This is a genomic window from Janthinobacterium sp. FW305-128 (genome assembly GCF_020858135.1).
Lineage (GTDB): Bacteria > Pseudomonadota > Gammaproteobacteria > Burkholderiales > Burkholderiaceae_D > Janthinobacterium.
On sequence record NZ_JACYMK010000001.1, the window covers coordinates 221,536 to 238,236 of the forward strand.

Below are 16,701 nucleotides of genomic sequence, written 5' to 3' on the forward strand. Positions count from 1 at the left end.
CGGCATGGCTGCGCCGCTTGCGGCGCGCATCCGTGCTGGCTGCATTGTCGCTGGCGGCGCCCTGTGCGCTGGCGCAAACCTATACGTCCGCGCCAGCGGCGCCGGCTGCCGGCGCGGCGGCCAAGCCGGGAAGCGGCTGGACGCCCCTGGCCGTGCCGCCGGCGCCGAATCTGCCGAACTTGGGCGATACCTCGCGCGAAGACCTGTCGCCGGCGATGGAGCGCAAGATCGGCGAGGAAATCATGCGCGGCATCCGCGGCGACCGCGACTATCTCGATGACGCGCCCTTGCTCGAATACCTGAATACCTTCGGCAACGCCCTCGTGGCGGCGCGCCCCAGCGTGCGCGGCGAAACGAATTACGACTATTTCTTCTTTGCCGTGCGCGATCCCCAATTGAACGCGTTTGCCTTGCCGGGCGGTTTCATCGGCGTGCACTCGGCCCTGGTGCTGGCGGCGCAAACGGAGGCGGAACTGGCATCCGTGCTGTCGCACGAGATCGGCCACGTGGCGCAGCGCCATATCGCGCGCATGCTGGGCCAGCAGCGTCAGGATGCCCTGATGCCGCTGGCCGCCATGCTGCTGGCGGCGCTCGCGTCGCGCGCGGGCGGCGACGTGGCCATGGGCGTGTTTGCCGCCGGCCAGGGCCTGGCCATCCAGCGCCAGCTCAATTTCGGCCGCGACGCCGAACGCGAGGCGGACCGCATCGGTTTCCAGATCATGGGCGAGGCCGGTTTCGATACCACCGGCATGGTGGCTTTCTTCGGCCGCATGCAGGCGGCCAGCCGTTCGTACAGCGACCTGATGCCCGCCTATCTGCAGACCCACCCGCTGACGACGGAACGCATCGCCGACATCCAGGCGCGCATCCGCGAGCAGCCCTACAAACAGCGTGCGGACAGCCTGAGTTTCCACCTGGCCCGCGCGCGCGCCCGCGTGCTGCAGGATGAAAGCGTGCAAGGCTTGCTGAACGCCAAGGCCGTCTTCAAGACGCAGCTGGAACAGCAAAGCCGCTTCCAGGTTACGGCCGCCCATTACGGCTTGTCCTTTGTCGCCGTCAAGCAGGGCAAGCCGGCGGAGGCGCAAAAGGAACTCGATGCGGCCAATGCCGCCCTGCACCAGCCGGCCGGGCCGAATGTGCTGACGTCGGGCGGCACGCAGGGCCCCAATTCGCTGCTGGCGGCGATGGGGCTGGAAGTGCTGTTGATGCCGGCGCAAAAGAAGGAAGTGGCGCAACAGGCTTTGAAGGCGGCCGATGCGGCGCGCCAGCAGTTTCCCCTCTCGCGCGGCATTGCCCACCAATATGCGGAAGCGCTGATGGCTGCCGGCAAGCTGGAGCAAGCCACCTTGTACCTGCGTGAGCAGGTGCAGCTCTACAAGGAAGAGCCGGAACTGTACGATTTACTGGCGAAAGCCTATGCGGATCAGGGCAAGATGACCTTGCAGCATATGGCGCTGGCCGAATCCTACGTGCTGCAGGGCGCCACCATGGCCGCGCTGGACCAGCTGACGATCGCCCGCAAATCGACGGACGCGACCTTTTATGACCAGGCCGTGATCGATGCGCGCGAGCGCGAATTGCAGGAAAAGCGCCGCGAGCAGATCAAGGACCAGAAGGGATAAGCCTTATTCGGCTTGCGGCATCGGCTGGAAGTCGAAGGTTTGCGGCACGGCGTCGTAGCGCAGCGGCTGCACGGCGATCTCCTTGCCGTTATGCAATAGGGTCAGCTTGCCCCGGCGCTCTTCCAGCCACGCCAGCAAAGCCTCGTCGCTGGCCACCTGACCATCGACGTGCAGGGCGTCCAGCACTTGCGCCATGTCGCGGTCATCGACCTGCGCCACGACCTCGCCCTGGCGCAAGATCAAGACGCCGTTGTCGCACCAATACACCTGCTCGATCTGTTCCAGCGGCGCGCCCGTCTGCAAGACAAAACCGTGCCGCGGGTCGCCGCGGGCGATGTAGGGTGTCGCTTCCAGATTTACATACACGCGCTGCGGGCCGTTCTGGAAGAACCAGCAGCCGCGTTCGTCATGGCCGTAATTGCGGTTGATAAATCCCAGTAGGGCTTCGTGGGCGATCTTGTCGCCAGGCAGTTGTCGCTGTTGCGCATGCTGGTCGCGCATGCGCCAGTGGCCGCGCGCGTCCAGGCCCAGCCAGCCGTAGCAGTGCGGTACGTTCGGCCATTTGACCAGGGCCTGTTTGACGAGTTCATCCATGTGTAGCGTTTTCCGTGTGCGTTTGCGAACTGCCAGCGTGACAGGTTTGCGGGGCCGGCGGCGCCATGTTGCCGCCCTCAAAAAAATGGATCAGGCGCTGTGGCAGCCAGCGTGTGCTGCCCGGCAACTTGCCTGCCGCAAAGCCGACGTGGCCGCCGTGGCGCGGATACTCGAGCGTGACCGTCGGCGCGGCGCTGCGCGGCAGGAAGCGCCCGGGCAGGAAGGGGTCGTTTTGCGCGTTCAGCACCAGGGTCGGCACGGTGATGTCCTGCAAGACGTGCTTGGCGCTGGCGCGGTGCCAGTAATCGTCGGCGTCGCGGTAGCCGTGCAGGGGCGCCGTGACGACATTGTCGAAGGCGTGCAAGTCGCGCGCGGCCAGCATGGCGTCGCGCGCGAACAGGCCGGGAAACTGTTCCAGCTTGGCCAGGCATTTCGGTTTGAGCGTGTTCAGGAACATGCGCGTGTAGAGCCGGTTCGCGCCCGAAGACAAGGCCTTGCCCCCTTGCGCCAGGTCCAGCGGGGCCGACACGGCCGCCGCCGCATCGATGAAATCGGCCTGGTGCTGCGACTGGCCCAGCCAGCACAGCAGGGCGTTGCCGCCCAGCGAGACGCCGGCCGCATAAAATTTCCCCGTGGCGCGCGGGCGCAGGCGCCGCACGATCCAGTCCACTTCCTGCGCATCGCCCGAATGGTAAAAGCGGGGCGCCAGGTTCGCTTCGCCCGAGCAGCCGCGAAAATGCGGCACGGCGCCCGACCAGCCGCGCGCGGCCACCTCGGCCATCAGGGCGCGCGCGTAATGGCTGTTCGACGAGCCTTCCAGGCCGTGGAACAGCAGCACGAAAGGCTGGCCCGGCTGGCCGTCGACCAGGTCGACGTCGACGAAGTCGCCATCGGGCGCTTGCCAGCGTTCGCGGCGGAAGGCCACTGCCGGCTTGGCGAGGCACACGGCAGGATAAATCGTCTGCGCGTGGCCGCCTGGCAGCCACAGCGGGGCGGTGTAGGGGGCGTTGTCAATAAGCGGCAAGGACATCAGTGCAGGATCTGCGTTCCCGTGGCGTCGGCCGGCGCGCCGCCCGGGGCGATGGACGCGTGGTGCAGCACGATGCGCCAGCCGCGCGGCGTTTTCACATACACATTCGTGGCCAGCAGATGCGCCGGTGCGCCGTCTTCATTGGTGACGCCTTCGATGACCGTGTGCACCGAACTCATCAGATTGTGCGTTTCATGCAGCTGCGCGGGCACGATGTGCAGGCCGCCGCCGGCCAGGATGGTTTCCCACGAGGCGCGGATGGCGGCATGGCCGATCAGGCGCGCGCCGCCCGGGTGGATGCAGACGATTTCTTCATCGTCGGCCCATAGCGCCATCAGCGCTTCGAGGTCGGCGCGGTGCAAGGCATCGTAGAACGCCGCTTCGACTTCCGCGGCGCTGCCATTGAGTTCTTTCAGACGTTTCATGACGACTCCGGGCTGAACGGTATAACTTGATGCACATAAAAACGGCGCGCTGGGGGCGCGCCGCTGGGCAGTTTAATGATGGCCGGCGCTGGCGCCTTCCTTCAGGGTGTAGGCCGTGCCGCAGTACGGGCACTTGGCGATACCGTCTTTGTTGAATTCCAGAAACACGCGCGGATGCGATGACCACAGCGGCATGGCCGGGTTAGGGCAGTGGGCTGGCAAGTCTTTACCGTCGAGTTCGACCGCTGGCTGGGTGGTTTTTGTCATCTTGTCATGCTCCGTGAGGCTGTATGGATGGAAGTCGGCTGCTGCCAAAACCACGATTTTAACGGATTCAGGCAGACAGCAAAAATCATGGCTAAAATGGCGGCTTGATCATCTTCGGCTGCGGCGCGGGTTTTCGCGGAAATATGGCAGCTGCAGCACCACACTGACTGGATTTGCCTTGCCGGTATCACCGTTGCCGCCCTTGTCATCTTGCACCATTGTTGTGCAGTTACCACACTCAGCCTGCCGGGGGCTCGCATGAACACCCGCGTGAACGCCGTCCCGGCCAGCAGCGACGATGCCTTGCTGAAGGATGCCTGGCGCGCCGGCCTGAACCTGGGCGCGCCCACCTTGCTGGGCATCGCCGCCTGGGGCATGGTGGTGGGCGTGGCCATGGTGAAAAGCGGCTTGACCGTGGCGCAGGCGGGGGCCATGACCCTGTTTGTCTTTGCCGGCTCGGCCCAGCTTGCATCCTTGCCCCTGCTGGCCGCGCAGGCGCCCGTATGGGTGATCTTCGCCACGGCCCTCGTCGTCAATTTGCGCTTTGTGATCTTTTCCGTGCTGCTGGCCCCGCATTTCGCCCATCTGCCGTGGCGCCAGCGCTTTGCGCTCGGCTATGTGGCCGGCGACATCACCGTGGGTCTGTTCCTGCAGCGCTATCCGCACGAAACGCCGGACCCGGCCAAGCTGCCTTTCCTGAAAGGCTTGATCTACCCCAACTGGCTGGCCTGGCAAATCGGTTCCTTCATCGGCATCGTGCTGGGCGCCGTCGTGCCGGCCGAATGGGGGCTGGGTTTTGCGGGCACGCTGGCGATCCTGTGCGTGACGGTGCCGCTGATTCTGAGCCGCGCCGCCCTGTGCGGCGTGCTGGTGGCGGGCACGGTGGCCGTGCTGGCGTTCAGCCTGCCGTATAAGCTGGGCTTGCTGGTGGCCGTCGTGGTGGGCATGGTCAGCGCCATGGCCGTGGAAGAATTGACAGAAAAATGGACAAAACGCCATGTTTGACGGCATCGCCTTGGGCAGAGCGGACGTGTGGATCGCCATCGCCGTGCTGGTGGTGGCGACTGCCGCCACGCGCAGCACCTTCTGGCTGATCGGCCACCACATCACCATTCCGCGCCGCGTGGGCGAGATGCTGCGCTATGCGCCGGCCTGCGCGCTGGCGGCCATCATCGCGCCCGACATGCTGATGGAAGGGCAGCAAATCCACTTGGAGTTATCGAATTTGAAACTCTTGTCGGGTATTGCCGCCACGCTCTTTTTTGTGATCCGCCGCAATATGCTGCAAACCATCGTGTTTGGCATGCTGGTTTTCACGGGCTTGCGACTGTTGCACGTTTTTCAGTAAAGCAGGACAAATCGGCGATTTGGTCTGGTCATTGCGGTAAAATAGCGCACTTCCTTCCACTCGTCATCTGGATCGCCATGTCAGCTGTTCTCAACTTCATCCGTCTGCAAGATTTGATCGCCCAAAATGCACTGCAAGGCAAGCGCGTATTCATCCGCGCCGACCTGAACGTTCCGCAAGATGACAGTGGCAAGATCACCGAAGATACGCGCATCCGCGCTTCGGTGCCGGCCATCCGTGCCGCCCTCGACGCTGGCGCCGCCGTCATGGTGACGTCGCACCTGGGCCGTCCGACGGAAGGCGAGTTCAAGCCGGCCGACAGCCTGGCGCCCGTGGCGGCCCGCTTGTCCGAGCTGCTGGGCCAGGAAGTTGCACTGAAACAAAATTGGATCGACGGCGCCGGCCTGGAAAACCTGGCTGCCGGCCAGGTCGTCCTGTTGGAAAACGTGCGCGTTAACAAGGGCGAAAAGAAAAACAGCGATGAGCTGGCGCAAAAAATGGCGAAATTGTGCGATATCTACGTCAATGACGCGTTCGGCACGGCCCACCGCGCCGAGGCGTCCACGCACGGCATCGCCAAGTTCGCGCCCGTCGCCTGCGCCGGCCCGCTGCTGGCCGCCGAACTCGATGCGCTGGACAAAGCGCTGCACGCGCCAGCCCGCCCGCTGCTGGCCATCGTTGCCGGTTCGAAAGTATCGAGCAAGCTGACCATTCTGAAAGCCCTGTCCGACAAGGTCGATAACCTGATCGTCGGCGGCGGCATCGCCAATACCTTCATGAAAGCCGTTGGCTTGAACGTCGGCAAGTCGCTGGTGGAAGCGGAACTCGTCGACGAAGCGAAAGCCATCATCGACATCATGGCCAAACGGGGCGCGCAAGTGCCGATTCCCATCGACGTCGTGTGCGCCAAGGAGTTTTCGCCGACAGCCGCCGCCACCGTCAAGGACGTGGCCGACGTGGCGGATGACGACATGATCCTCGATATCGGCCCGAAAACGGCCGCCCTGCTGGCGCAGCAGATCGCCGCCGCCGGCACCATCGTGTGGAACGGCCCCGTGGGTGTGTTCGAATTCGACCAGTTCGGCAACGGCACCAAGACCCTGGCCCTGGCGATTGCCGAGTCGAAAGCATTTTCGATCGCCGGCGGTGGCGACACTCTGGCGGCGATTGCCAAATACGATATTACGGATAAAATCAGCTATATCTCGACGGGCGGCGGCGCTTTCCTGGAGTTCCTGGAAGGCAAGACTTTGCCCGCCGTAGAGATCCTGATGCAACGCGCAGGCTGATCCAGCCTGACTGTCGTGCCACCAAGCGCAGCCTGACCGCTGCGCTTTTACCTTGCCGGCGGCTGTCTCAAACCGGCCTTGCTCACCTTCGCTCGCGCACAAGGATTCCTATGCCACGTGGTACAAAAATCGTAGCAACAATCGGCCCCGCCTCCACCGACTTCGATATCCTGGTCAAAATGATACGTGCGGGCGTCGACGTGGTGCGCTTGAATTTTTCCCACGGCAAGGCGCAGGACCATATCGACCGCGCCGCGCTGGTGCGCCTGGCGGCGGCCGAGTGTGGCCGCGAAGTGGCCATCATGGCCGATATGCAAGGGCCGAAGATTCGCGTCGGCAAGTTTGAAAACACGCGCATTCAGCTCGAAGCGGGCGAGCGCTTCATCCTCGACGCCAAGTGGGGAGAAAACGGCGAGCTGGGCAACCAGGAACGGGTCGGCCTCGACTACAAGGCCTTGCCGCGCGACCTGCACAAGGGCGACGTGCTGCTGCTGAATGACGGCCTCATCGTGCTGATCGTCGAGCGCATCCACGGCAGCGAAATCCACACCACCGTCAAGATCGGCGGTGAGCTGTCGAACAACAAGGGCATCAACCGCCAGGGCGGCGGCCTGTCCGCGCCGGCCCTGACGGCCAAGGATATGGAAGATATCAAGACGGCCATGAGTTTCCAGGCCGACTATCTGGCCATTTCCTTCCCGAAATGCGCGACCGACATGGAAATGGCACGCCAGCTGGCCAATATCGCCGGCGAACCGTACCACCACAAGCCGATGATGATCGCAAAGATCGAGCGGGCGGAAGCCATTCCCGCGCTGCAGGAAATTCTCGACGCTTCCGACGGCATCATGGTGGCGCGCGGCGACCTGGCCGTCGAGGTGGGCAATGCGGCCGTGCCGGCCTTGCAGAAGCGCATGATCAAGATGGCGCGCGCGTCGAATAAGCTTGCCATTACGGCCACGCAGATGATGGAATCGATGATCGTCAACGCCGTGCCGACCCGCGCCGAAGTGTCCGACGTGGCCAATGCCGTGTTGGACGGCACGGATGCCGTCATGACGTCGGCCGAGACGGCCTCGGGCAAGTACCCGATCGAGACGGTGGAAATGATGGCCGCCATCTGCGTCGAAGCGGAACAGTCCGAATACAACAAGCTCGATGCCGACTTCCTCAACGTCACGTTTACCCGCATCGACCAGTCGATCGCCTACGGCGCGCTGTTTACGGCCCATCACCTGCGCGTGAAAGCCATCGTGGCGCTGACGGAATCGGGTTCCACCGCCTTGTGGATGAGCCGCCACAGTATCGATACGCCGATCTATGCGCTCACGCCGAGCGTCACGACTTTGCGCAAAGCCGCGCTGTACCGCAATGTTCGGGCGTATCATCTGATGCAGAACGCTCCCAGCGCGCAAGTGCTGAAGCAGGCGGAAGAGCTGCTGGTGGCGCAGGGCATCGTCAAAAAGGGCGACATGATCGTCGTTACCTGGGGCGAGCCGATGGGCCAGGTGGGCGGTACGAATGCATTAAAGATTGTGACAGTCGGCGAATTTGAATAAGGCCCAAGAATTCAGGCGCCGGCGCGGTTATTGACCACCGCGAAGCGCCGCAACGGTTTCTATTGTTATCTGGAGTATTACCATGTCTCTCGTATCCATGCGTCAACTGCTGGACCATGCCGCCGAAAACGGCTATGGCATTCCTGCTTTCAACGTCAACAACCTGGAACAAGTGCAAGCCATCATGGCTGCCGCCGATGCGCTCAACAGCCCGGTGATCATGCAGGCGTCCGCTGGCGCGCGCAAGTACGCCGGTGAAGCGTTCCTGCGCCACCTGATCGACGCCGCCGTCGAAGCGTACCCGCACATCCCCGTCGTCATGCACCAGGATCACGGCCAGTCGCCGGCCGTCTGCATGGCCGCCATCCGCTCGGGTTTTACTTCCGTGATGATGGACGGTTCGCTGGAAGCGGACGGCAAGTCGGTCGCGTCGTACGAATACAACGTGGAAGTGTCGCGTGAAGTGGTGAAATTCTCGCACGCCATCGGCGTGACGGTGGAAGCGGAACTGGGCGTGCTCGGTTCGCTGGAAACCATGAAAGGCGACAAGGAAGACGGCCACGGCGCCGACGGCACCATGACGCGCGAGCAACTGCTGACGGATGTGGCGCAAGCGGCCGACTTCGTGCAGCGCACCCAGTGCGACGCCCTGGCGATCGCCATCGGCACCTCGCACGGCGCCTACAAATTCACGCGCAAGCCGACGGGCGACATCCTGGCCATCGACCGCATCAAGGAAATCCACGCGCGCATCCCGAACACCCACCTGGTGATGCACGGTTCCTCGTCGGTGCCGCAGGAATTGCTGGCCATCATCCGCGAATTTGGCGGCGACATGAAGGAAACCTACGGCGTGCCAGTCGAAGAAATCCAGGAAGGCATCCGTCACGGCGTGCGCAAGATCAACATCGACACCGATATCCGCCTGGCGATGACGGCCGCGATCCGCAAGTACCTGTTCGAGAACCCGTCGAAATTCGACCCGCGCGACTTCCTGAAGCCAGCCCGTACCGCCGCCGAGCAAATCGTGCGCGCGCGCATGCAGGCTTTCGGCTGCGAAGGCCAGGCGTCGAAAATCAAGGTCATCACGATGGAAAAAATGGCCGAGCGCTACAAGGCCGGCGAGCTGTCGCAAATTGTGAAGTAAAATTCTGTCTGGAACGGGCCGGAAGCAATGCTCCGTGCCCGATTTTCTCGACCGGCGGGCGCCTTCCCTGCCTGCCGGTTTCGTTTCATCCAACTATTCCCCCGCTATGAACAGCCTCTATCAGACTTCCATCCATTCCCTGCCATTGCTGGGCCACGGCAAGGTCCGCGACAATTACGCCGTTGGCGACGACAAGATTCTGATCGTCACCACGGACCGCCTGTCGGCCTTCGATGTCGTCATGAATGAGCCTATCCCCGGCAAGGGCAAGGTCCTCAACCAGATGAGCGATTTCTGGTTCGAGAAACTGGGCCATATCGTGCCGAACCACCTGACCGGCGTGGCGCCGGAGTCCGTGGTGGCGCCCGAGGAAGTGGAGCAAGTCAAGGGCCGCGCCGTCGTGGCCAAGCGCTTGAAGCCCATCATGGTCGAGGCAGTCGTGCGCGGCTACATCATCGGTTCGGGCTGGAAAGATTACCAGGACACGGGCAGCATCTGCGGCATCAAGCTGCCAGCCGGCCTGCAACAGGCGGAAAAGCTGCCGGAACCGATCTTCACCCCGGCGGCCAAGGCCGAGCTGGGCGAGCATGATGAAAACATCAGCTTTGCGGAAATGAAAGAGCGCATCGGCGCGGAACTGGCCGCCAAGATGCGCGACGTCGCCATCGCCCTGTACAAGACGGCCGCCGAATATGCTGCCACGCGCGGCATCATCATCGCCGACACCAAGTTTGAATTCGGCCTGGACGACAACGGCGTCATGCATCTGATGGATGAAGTGCTGACGGCCGACTCCTCGCGCTTCTGGCCAGCGGACTCGTATCAGCCTGGCATTTCGCCGCCGTCGTTCGACAAGCAATTCGTGCGTGACTACCTGGAAACACTGACCTGGGGCAAGACCGCACCGGCGCCGGCGCTGCCGGCCGACGTCATCGAAAAAACCCAGGCCAAGTACTTTGAAGCCATCGAACGCCTGACGGGCGAGAAGCTGAAGGCCTGAGATGAGCGAGCAGAATAAGCCGCTGGTCGGCGTCATCATGGGTTCGTCTTCGGACTGGGACGTGATGCAGAACGCGGTCGCCATCCTGAAACAGTTTGGCGTGCCGTACGAAGCGCAAGTCATTTCCGCGCACCGCATGCCCGATGAGATGTATGCGTATGCGAAAAGCGCACGCGCGCGCGGCTTGCGCGCCATTATCGCCGGCGCCGGCGGTGCGGCCCACCTGCCTGGCATGGTGGCCGCGATGACCATCGTGCCCGTGCTGGGCGTGCCCGTGCCGTCGAAGTATTTGCGCGGCGAAGATTCCATGCTGTCGATCCTGCAAATGCCCAAGGGCGTGCCGGTGGCCACCTTCGCCATCGGCGAAGCGGGCGCGGCGAATGCGGCGCTGACGGCCGTGGCGATGCTTGCCGCCAACGACGACGCCCTGGCCGAGCAGCTGGAAGCCTTCCGTGCCACGCAAACGGCCGCCGCCAAGGCCATGGTCTTGCCTGAATAATGTGCTTGAAAAATAATGAATAGTAAATCGACTTCCCCATTGCTGCCCGCGGCCAACCCACCGGCATGGCTGGGCGTGATGGGCGGCGGCCAGCTCGGCCGCATGTTTGCCCAGGCCGCCCAGAGCATGGGCTACCAAGTGGCCGTGCTGGAACCATCGGACGCCTGCCCTGCGGGGCAGGTGGCGCAGCGCCTGGTCAATGCCGGCTACAGCGATGCGGCCGGACTCGACGCCCTGGCCGCGCAGTGTCTGGCCGTCACCACGGAATTCGAGAACGTGCCGGCCGACAGCCTGTCGCGCCTGGCCGAACGCGTGTTTGTGGCGCCCAACGCCCACGGCGTGTCGGTGGCGCAAGATCGCATCGCGGAAAAGCGTTTCTTTGTCGCCTGCGCCCCGAAATCGGGCGTGCTGCCGGCGCCGCATACGGTGATCGCCACGCAGCTTGACATCGACGGCATCGCCGACGACTTGCTGCCAGGCATTTTGAAAACCGTGCGTATGGGCTATGACGGCAAGGGCCAGTTCCGCGTGCGCACGCGCGACGAGGTGCGCGCCGCGTTTGCGGAAATGGGCGAGGTAACTTGCCTGTTGGAAAAGATGCTGCCGCTGGCGTATGAAGTGTCCGTGCTGACGGCGCGCGGCGTGGACGGCGCATCGGTCGTGTATCCGATCGCCGAAAACGTGCACCGCGACGGCGTGCTGTTTACTACCACGGTGCCGGGCCCGAACGTGTCGGACGAGAGCGCCGCCATGGCGCAGCGGGCGGCGCAGGCCATGGTTGCCGAACTCGGCTATGTCGGCGTGCTGTGCATCGAGTTTTTCGTGCTCACCGACGGCAGCCTGGTGGTCAACGAAATGGCGCCGCGCCCGCATAACAGCGGCCACTACACGATGGATGCCTGCGTCACCAGCCAGTTCGCGCAGCAGGTGCGGGCCATGGCGCGCCTGCCGCTGGGCGAGGTGCGCCAGCATTCGCCGGCCGTGATGCTCAACCTCCTCGGCGACGCCTGGTTTGCCGACGACAGCGATGTCGCCAGCGAACCGGCGTGGGACCAGGTGCTGGCGCTGCCGGGCGCGTGTTTGCACCTGTACGGCAAGGACGATCCTCGCCGTGGCCGCAAGATGGGTCACCTGACCTTCATCGCCGCTACCTTGCAAGAGGCGCAGCAGCGCCTGCGCGATGCTTGCCTGATCCTGGGAATCGCGCCGTGAGCGTGCCCGCACACGACCTGGCGGCGGCGGCCGCCGTGCTGGAAGCGGGCGGCCTCGTCGCGTTCCCGACGGAAACCGTGTACGGCCTCGGCGCCGATGCGGAAAACCCGGCCGCCGTGGCGCGCATCTATGAAGCCAAGGGCCGTCCCTCGGACCACCCCGTGATCGTGCACGTGGCGCCGGGCGCCGACCTGGCGCACTGGTCCGATGATATTCCGGTCGAGGCGGAACAGCTGGTGGCGGCCTTCTGGCCCGGTCCGCTGACCCTGATCGTCAAGCGCGCCGCGCATATCCCCGATGCCGTTTCCGGCGGCCAGGATACGGTGGGCTTGCGCTGCCCCTCGCATCCGGTGGCTATCGAACTGCTACGCACTTTCAAGGGCGGCAACGGCGGCCTGGCGGCGCCGTCGGCAAACAAGTTCGGCAACGTCAGCCCCACCACGGCGCAGCACGTGCGCGATGAATTCGCGGCGGAGCTCGACAGCGGCTTGCTGGGCCTGGTGCTCGACGGCGGGCAGAGCGACGTGGGCATCGAGTCGACCATCGTCGACCTGTCGCGCCTGGCCACGCACGGTCCCGTGCTGTTGCGTCCCGGCCATATCAGCAGCGAGCAGATCGCCGCCGTCATTGGCCGCGCACCGGCCGTGGCCGACGCGGCCGCACCGCGTGCCTCGGGCACCCTGGAATCGCACTATGCGCCACACACGCCTGTTGCGATGCAGCACAGCGACGACGTGCGCGCCACCTTGAACCGCCTGCTCAATGACGGGCGCCGCGTGGCGCTGATCCACTACTCGGATCTGCCGCCGGCCAGCGCCAGCGTGCGCCTGGCCGCCAGCCCGGAAAACTACGCACATGCGCTGTATGCCTCGCTGCGCACGATGGACCAGGTCGGCGCCGAGCTGATCCTCGTCGAAGCGCCACCGACGGGCCCCGCGTGGCTCGGCGTCAACGACCGTTTGCGGCGTGCCGCATTCGGCTCAAGTGGTATCTTGCAGCAATTCCTGTCCGTCTGAAAAAAGCCCCGCAAGGGGCTTTTTCTTGATGCAGCGCAATAGCAATGCTTGCCACGAAACATAGTAAATCCTCCATAATTCAGCAGATCGCCCGGCCATCACAGGGCGCAGGCGGTGTTGTTATTTCGTTGATTTTTAAAGCATATTTTCTATACAAGCCTCTGGAACGATGGCATATTAGTTGGGTAACGAATAGCACGCCCGTTCGTTTAGAAACCATAAAAAAGACCGAGGAGACAAAATGCATCAAACAAAATTTGCGCTGGCCGTGCTGGCTGCGGCTGTCCTTGCAGGTTGCGGCGGCGCCAGTGGCGGTGATCAAACCTTGAAAGTCAAGTACACGGCGCAGGTGTCGTTCGGCGACAGCCTGTCCGATGTCGGTTCGTATGCCGTGGGCACAGTGCTGGCGAAAGGTGGCGGCAAGTTCACCATCAATGGCGACAATACCAAGATCAATCCTGAACTGACAGGCAAGAACTGGACCGAGCACCTGGCCGCGCAATTCGGCCTGGCCGCCCCATGCGCCGCCGAGACTGGCCTGGAAGGCAATGCGGCAAAAGGCTTGTCCGTGCCACGCGTCAAGCATCCGGGCTGCTACGGCTACGCCATGGGCGGTTCGCGCGTGACCAACCCCGTCGGTCCGAACAACAAGTTGACGGGCAGCGAGCTCGGTGCCCTGACCGTGCCCGTGGTGACGCAGATCGCGAACCACCTGGCTGCTTCCGGGGGCAAGTTCAGCGGCACAGAAGCCGTCTTCGTGATGGCGGGCGGCAATGACGTGCTGTTCCAGCTCGGCGCATTGCAGGCCGGTGCGACGGCGGCCGGCAAGACGGCGGGCGCCGATGCGGGCGCCAAGGCTTTTGCCACCAATTTAACCATGGCCCTGGCCGCCGGCGCGCCCAATCCCGCCACGGCGGCCGCCTCCATCGGCGCCGCCATCCAGACGGCCAGCGCGGCGCCTGGCGCCACCTCGGCGACCATCGTCGGTGCCGCGGTGCAAGCGGCCGTGATTGCCGGCAATACGGCGGTAGGCGCGCTGGAAGTGTATGGTCCGCTGGTCACCAAGGCGCAAGCCGATGCGACGGTCACCGGCAATGCTGCCGGCGCCAAGGCCGGCGCCGATTATGCGGCGGCCCAGGGGCCGTTGCTGATTGCCGCCATGAAACAAGCGGGTACTGAACTGGTGGCGCTGGTCAAGGATCAGATCATCGCCAAGGGCGCCAACTATGTCATCGTCAACAACTTGCCGGACGTGGCCGGTACGCCATCGGGCTTGAGCAAGGATGCCAATACCAAGACGCTCATCAATGCCATGGTCAGCGCCTTCAATGGCGAACTGAGCGGTGGCCTGAGCGGCAATGCGAAAGTCTTGCTGGTCGACGTGTTTGCCGTCAGCCATGACCAGGGCGTCAACCCTGGCCCGTATGGCTTGACCAATGTCAGCGAGACGGCGTGCGACCTGAGCGCACCTGGCAATATCCTGGGCAGCTCGCTGGTGTGCAATGGATCGAACCTGAAAGCGGGCGACGTCAGCCACTACGCGTATGCCGACGATGTGCACCCTACGCCGTTCAACAACCTGTTGCTGGCCCGTTATGTGGCCAAGGACATGGTCGTGCGGGGCTGGCTGTAAGGAATCGCCGCGCCAGCCGCGTCCGGGGGACGGGGCTGGCGCCGGCAGCGACAAGACTGGATAGCCCGGCTATCCGCACATAATGATCAGGAGACAAGATGAAAAATCGTTTGAATACCGCTGTACGCGTGCTGGCCGCCGCCGCCGCGATGGCCATGGCGACGGGCGCTTCGGCGCAAAGCGCAGGCACCTGGATGGCCAAGGTCGGCCTCAACAAAATCACGCCCCACGTCGATAGTGGCGACATTTCCGCGCCGGCACTGCCGGGCACGAAGGCCGACGTCAAGGCGGATACCAAGCCCATCCTGACCTTTGCCTACATGATCACGGACAATATTTCCGCTGAAATGATCCTGGGCGTGCCGTACAAGCATGACCTGATGGGCGATGGTGCCATCAAGGGCACGGGCAAGCTGGGGACGGCGGAAGCCTTGCCGCCGACGGCCTTCATCCAGTACCGTTTCTTCCAGCCCAATGCGATGATCCGTCCTTACGTGGGCGCGGGCTTGACGTATGCATATTTCCAGAAGGAAAAAGGCTCGGGCCAGATGACGGCCTTGCTGGATCCGGGTGGAGCGCCCGTCACTTACCGCATGGATAACAAACTGGCAGGCAGCCTGGTGGTCGGCAGCACCCTGTCCTTCAACGAGCGCTGGTTTGCCGACGTGGCCGTGGTCAAGACCTTCCTGAAGACCAAGGCGAAATTCTCGACGGGGCAGACGCAGGATATCAAGCTCGATCCGCTCGCCGTGAGTGTCAGCATCGGGTATAAATTTACCCTGTAAAACAAAAAATCCGCCTCGGCGGATTTTTTTTGTCCCGCTCAGGCTGGCGGTGTATTGAACTTACCATTGTGGAAGATCAAGGGCGGCTGCGCGGCAAACGCGCATTGTTCTACTTCGCCCACGAAAATGACGTGGTCGCCTTCTGGATAGCGGCTGCGGTTGTGGCATTCGAACCAGGCCGACGCGCCTTTCAGGATGGGCTGGCCCGTGCGCGACAGTTCGTATTCGACGTCGTCGAAGGGATTCGGCGTGCGCCGTGCAAAGCGCTGCGCCAGTTCCGCCTGCTCGGCGCCCAGCACATTGATGACGTAATGCGAGTTGCCGCTGAAAATCGGCATGCTGTTCGCCACCGTGCCCAGACTCCACAGCACCAGGGGCGGCGACAGCGAGACGGAATTGAAGGAACTGGCCGTCAGACCGCGGAAACTGCCGTCGGCAAGGCGCGTCGTGATGACCGTCACGCCGGTGGCAAACTGTGACAATGCCTGCCGAAAATGTGCCGTATCGAATTCTTGCGCTGGCGCGCGGGGAGAGCGTGTGTTCATGGGTGACCTGTCTATTTGCTGACATTATGCCAAAAATCGGCCACGCCAGCGCAATCGTGGCCGGCATGCCCCTTATGTGCGGTGCACCACGCGCCGTTTCAAGCGGCACTGCAGGCCATGGCGCTTTGCGTTACAGTAATGAAATGATACGTCGCACAGGCGTTGCGGGAGGACATCATGAACCAACAGACGGAAGTGGCGGTATTCGGCGGTGGCTGTTTCTGGTGCCTCGCTGCCGTGTATGGGGAAGTGCGCGGCGTGACGCACGTCGAGTCCGGCTACACGGGCGGCACGGTGCCCAACCCCGGATATGAACAGGTGTGCACGGGCGAGACGGGCCACGCGGAAGTGGTACGGCTGGAATTCGATCCCGCCGTCATCCCTTACCACGACTTGCTGGAAATCTTTTTTACCTTGCACGATCCTACCACCCTGAACCGGCAGGGCAATGATGTCGGCACGCAATTTCGCTCCGTTATCCATTATCAGTCGGCGGAGCAGGAAAGCGTGGCGCGCAAGGTGCTGGCCGAGATGGCCGGCGTGTGGGATGCACCGATCGTCACGCAGCTGGCGCCGGCATCGGTCTTTTATCCGGCCGAGGATTACCACCAGAATTATGTTGAGCAGCATCCCTTGCAGGGCTATTGCGCCCTCGTTGTCGTGCCCAAGGTGGAAAAATTCCGCGCCATGTACGCCGAGCGCCTGAAGTAAGCGCCCCGCGTGGGCATCA

Annotated in this window: 18 protein-coding genes; 13 read left to right on the plus strand and 5 right to left on the minus strand. The window is 63.4% G+C overall.

Going from position 1 to position 16,701, the window contains the following annotated elements:
* The first annotated feature begins 17 nt into the window (after positions 1-17).
* Complete coding sequence (locus IGS60_RS01020) at positions 18-1,622, plus strand: M48 family metalloprotease (protein ID WP_230501853.1); 1,605 nt, start codon at positions 18-20, stop codon at positions 1,620-1,622.
* Between the two features lie 3 nt (positions 1,623-1,625).
* Here IGS60_RS01020 and IGS60_RS01025 read toward each other — a convergent pair whose 3' ends face one another.
* The 4 genes from IGS60_RS01025 to IGS60_RS01040 all read right to left on the minus strand — a co-directional run bounded on the left by IGS60_RS01025 (position 1,626) and on the right by IGS60_RS01040 (position 3,938).
* Positions 1,626-2,216 (minus strand): DUF2946 family protein, encoded by a 591-nt coding sequence (locus IGS60_RS01025; protein WP_230501855.1) that lies wholly within the window; start codon positions 2,214-2,216, stop codon positions 1,626-1,628.
* A complete protein-coding gene (locus IGS60_RS01030; protein WP_230501857.1) occupies positions 2,209-3,240 on the minus strand; it encodes a YheT family hydrolase in 1,032 nt (343 codons plus the stop codon). The genes IGS60_RS01025 and IGS60_RS01030 overlap by 8 nt, the downstream gene beginning before the upstream one ends.
* A gap of 5 nt (positions 3,241-3,245) precedes the next feature.
* Positions 3,246-3,671: a nuclear transport factor 2 family protein gene (locus tag IGS60_RS01035; RefSeq protein ID WP_070220368.1), complete on the minus strand. Its 426-nt coding sequence runs from the start codon at positions 3,669-3,671 to the stop codon at positions 3,246-3,248.
* Positions 3,672-3,743: 72 nt separating this feature from the next.
* On the minus strand, positions 3,744-3,938 hold the full coding sequence (locus IGS60_RS01040; protein WP_070220739.1) for a zinc-finger domain-containing protein: 195 nt from the start codon (positions 3,936-3,938) through the stop codon (positions 3,744-3,746).
* Between the two features lie 258 nt (positions 3,939-4,196).
* Between IGS60_RS01040 and IGS60_RS01045 the strand changes: the two genes are divergently transcribed.
* The 11 genes from IGS60_RS01045 (at position 4,197) to IGS60_RS01095 (ending at position 15,426) form a co-directional block, all read left to right on the plus strand.
* Positions 4,197-4,943 carry an AzlC family ABC transporter permease gene (locus IGS60_RS01045; protein WP_070220366.1) on the plus strand — a complete coding sequence of 249 codons (747 nt, stop codon included), beginning with the start codon at positions 4,197-4,199 and terminating at the stop codon, positions 4,941-4,943.
* Positions 4,936-5,286: an AzlD domain-containing protein gene (locus IGS60_RS01050; protein ID WP_230501859.1), complete on the plus strand. Its 351-nt coding sequence runs from the start codon at positions 4,936-4,938 to the stop codon at positions 5,284-5,286. Before IGS60_RS01045 ends, IGS60_RS01050 begins: the two co-directional genes overlap by 8 nt.
* Positions 5,287-5,363: 77 nt before the next feature.
* Positions 5,364-6,575: a phosphoglycerate kinase gene (locus IGS60_RS01055; protein WP_230501862.1), complete on the plus strand. Its 1,212-nt coding sequence runs from the start codon at positions 5,364-5,366 to the stop codon at positions 6,573-6,575.
* Between the two features lie 110 nt (positions 6,576-6,685).
* A complete protein-coding gene (gene pyk, locus IGS60_RS01060; RefSeq protein ID WP_070220360.1) occupies positions 6,686-8,134 on the plus strand; it encodes a pyruvate kinase in 1,449 nt (482 codons plus the stop codon).
* A gap of 82 nt (positions 8,135-8,216) precedes the next feature.
* Positions 8,217-9,281, plus strand: coding sequence for a class II fructose-bisphosphate aldolase (gene fba, locus IGS60_RS01065; RefSeq protein ID WP_010401625.1), 1,065 nt, complete (start codon positions 8,217-8,219; stop codon positions 9,279-9,281).
* Between the two features lie 106 nt (positions 9,282-9,387).
* Entirely contained in the window at positions 9,388-10,281 is an 894-nt protein-coding gene (locus IGS60_RS01070) for a phosphoribosylaminoimidazolesuccinocarboxamide synthase (RefSeq protein WP_230501865.1), read from the plus strand.
* Between the two features lies 1 nt (position 10,282).
* Complete coding sequence (purE, locus tag IGS60_RS01075; protein WP_070220354.1) at positions 10,283-10,780, plus strand: 5-(carboxyamino)imidazole ribonucleotide mutase; 498 nt, start codon at positions 10,283-10,285, stop codon at positions 10,778-10,780.
* Between the two features lie 15 nt (positions 10,781-10,795).
* Positions 10,796-11,992: a 5-(carboxyamino)imidazole ribonucleotide synthase gene (locus IGS60_RS01080; protein WP_230501867.1), complete on the plus strand. Its 1,197-nt coding sequence runs from the start codon at positions 10,796-10,798 to the stop codon at positions 11,990-11,992.
* Positions 11,989-13,008 carry an L-threonylcarbamoyladenylate synthase gene (locus IGS60_RS01085; RefSeq protein ID WP_070220350.1) on the plus strand — a complete coding sequence of 340 codons (1,020 nt, stop codon included), beginning with the start codon at positions 11,989-11,991 and terminating at the stop codon, positions 13,006-13,008. Before IGS60_RS01080 ends, IGS60_RS01085 begins: the two co-directional genes overlap by 4 nt.
* 241 nt (positions 13,009-13,249) lie before the next feature.
* Positions 13,250-14,641: an SGNH/GDSL hydrolase family protein gene (locus tag IGS60_RS01090; RefSeq protein ID WP_070311665.1), complete on the plus strand. Its 1,392-nt coding sequence runs from the start codon at positions 13,250-13,252 to the stop codon at positions 14,639-14,641.
* 98 nt (positions 14,642-14,739) lie between these two features.
* The gene (locus tag IGS60_RS01095) at positions 14,740-15,426 is read left to right on the plus strand and encodes an OmpW family protein (protein ID WP_070290920.1); all 687 of its coding nucleotides are present in this window, start codon (positions 14,740-14,742) and stop codon (positions 15,424-15,426) included.
* 38 nt (positions 15,427-15,464) lie between these two features.
* Here IGS60_RS01095 and IGS60_RS01100 read toward each other — a convergent pair whose 3' ends face one another.
* Entirely contained in the window at positions 15,465-15,971 is a 507-nt protein-coding gene (locus IGS60_RS01100; RefSeq protein ID WP_070290921.1) for a flavin reductase family protein, read from the minus strand.
* A 177-nt stretch (positions 15,972-16,148) separates the two neighbouring features.
* On the opposite strand from IGS60_RS01100, the gene msrA reads away from it, so the two are divergent.
* The gene (gene msrA / locus IGS60_RS01105; protein WP_230501869.1) at positions 16,149-16,682 is read left to right on the plus strand and encodes a peptide-methionine (S)-S-oxide reductase MsrA; all 534 of its coding nucleotides are present in this window, start codon (positions 16,149-16,151) and stop codon (positions 16,680-16,682) included.
* The last annotated feature ends 19 nt before the right edge of the window (positions 16,683-16,701 follow it).

Coding starts and splice junctions, on each gene's coding strand:
- IGS60_RS01025 (WP_230501855.1), bottom strand. CDS start 2,216: ATGGATGAACTCGTCAAACAGGCCCTGGTCAAATGGCCGAACGTACCG.
- IGS60_RS01035 (WP_070220368.1), bottom strand. CDS start 3,671: ATGAAACGTCTGAAAGAACTCAATGGCAGCGCCGCGGAAGTCGAAGCG.
- IGS60_RS01040 (WP_070220739.1), bottom strand. CDS start 3,938: ATGACAAAAACCACCCAGCCAGCGGTCGAACTCGACGGTAAAGACTTG.
- IGS60_RS01045 (WP_070220366.1), top strand. CDS start 4,197: ATGAACACCCGCGTGAACGCCGTCCCGGCCAGCAGCGACGATGCCTTG.
- IGS60_RS01050 (WP_230501859.1), top strand. CDS start 4,936: ATGTTTGACGGCATCGCCTTGGGCAGAGCGGACGTGTGGATCGCCATC.
- IGS60_RS01055 (WP_230501862.1), top strand. CDS start 5,364: ATGTCAGCTGTTCTCAACTTCATCCGTCTGCAAGATTTGATCGCCCAA.
- pyk (WP_070220360.1), top strand. CDS start 6,686: ATGCCACGTGGTACAAAAATCGTAGCAACAATCGGCCCCGCCTCCACC.
- fba (WP_010401625.1), top strand. CDS start 8,217: ATGTCTCTCGTATCCATGCGTCAACTGCTGGACCATGCCGCCGAAAAC.
- IGS60_RS01070 (WP_230501865.1), top strand. CDS start 9,388: ATGAACAGCCTCTATCAGACTTCCATCCATTCCCTGCCATTGCTGGGC.
- purE (WP_070220354.1), top strand. CDS start 10,283: ATGAGCGAGCAGAATAAGCCGCTGGTCGGCGTCATCATGGGTTCGTCT.
- IGS60_RS01080 (WP_230501867.1), top strand. CDS start 10,796: ATGAATAGTAAATCGACTTCCCCATTGCTGCCCGCGGCCAACCCACCG.
- IGS60_RS01090 (WP_070311665.1), top strand. CDS start 13,250: ATGCATCAAACAAAATTTGCGCTGGCCGTGCTGGCTGCGGCTGTCCTT.
- IGS60_RS01095 (WP_070290920.1), top strand. CDS start 14,740: ATGAAAAATCGTTTGAATACCGCTGTACGCGTGCTGGCCGCCGCCGCC.
- IGS60_RS01100 (WP_070290921.1), bottom strand. CDS start 15,971: ATGAACACACGCTCTCCCCGCGCGCCAGCGCAAGAATTCGATACGGCA.
- msrA (WP_230501869.1), top strand. CDS start 16,149: ATGAACCAACAGACGGAAGTGGCGGTATTCGGCGGTGGCTGTTTCTGG.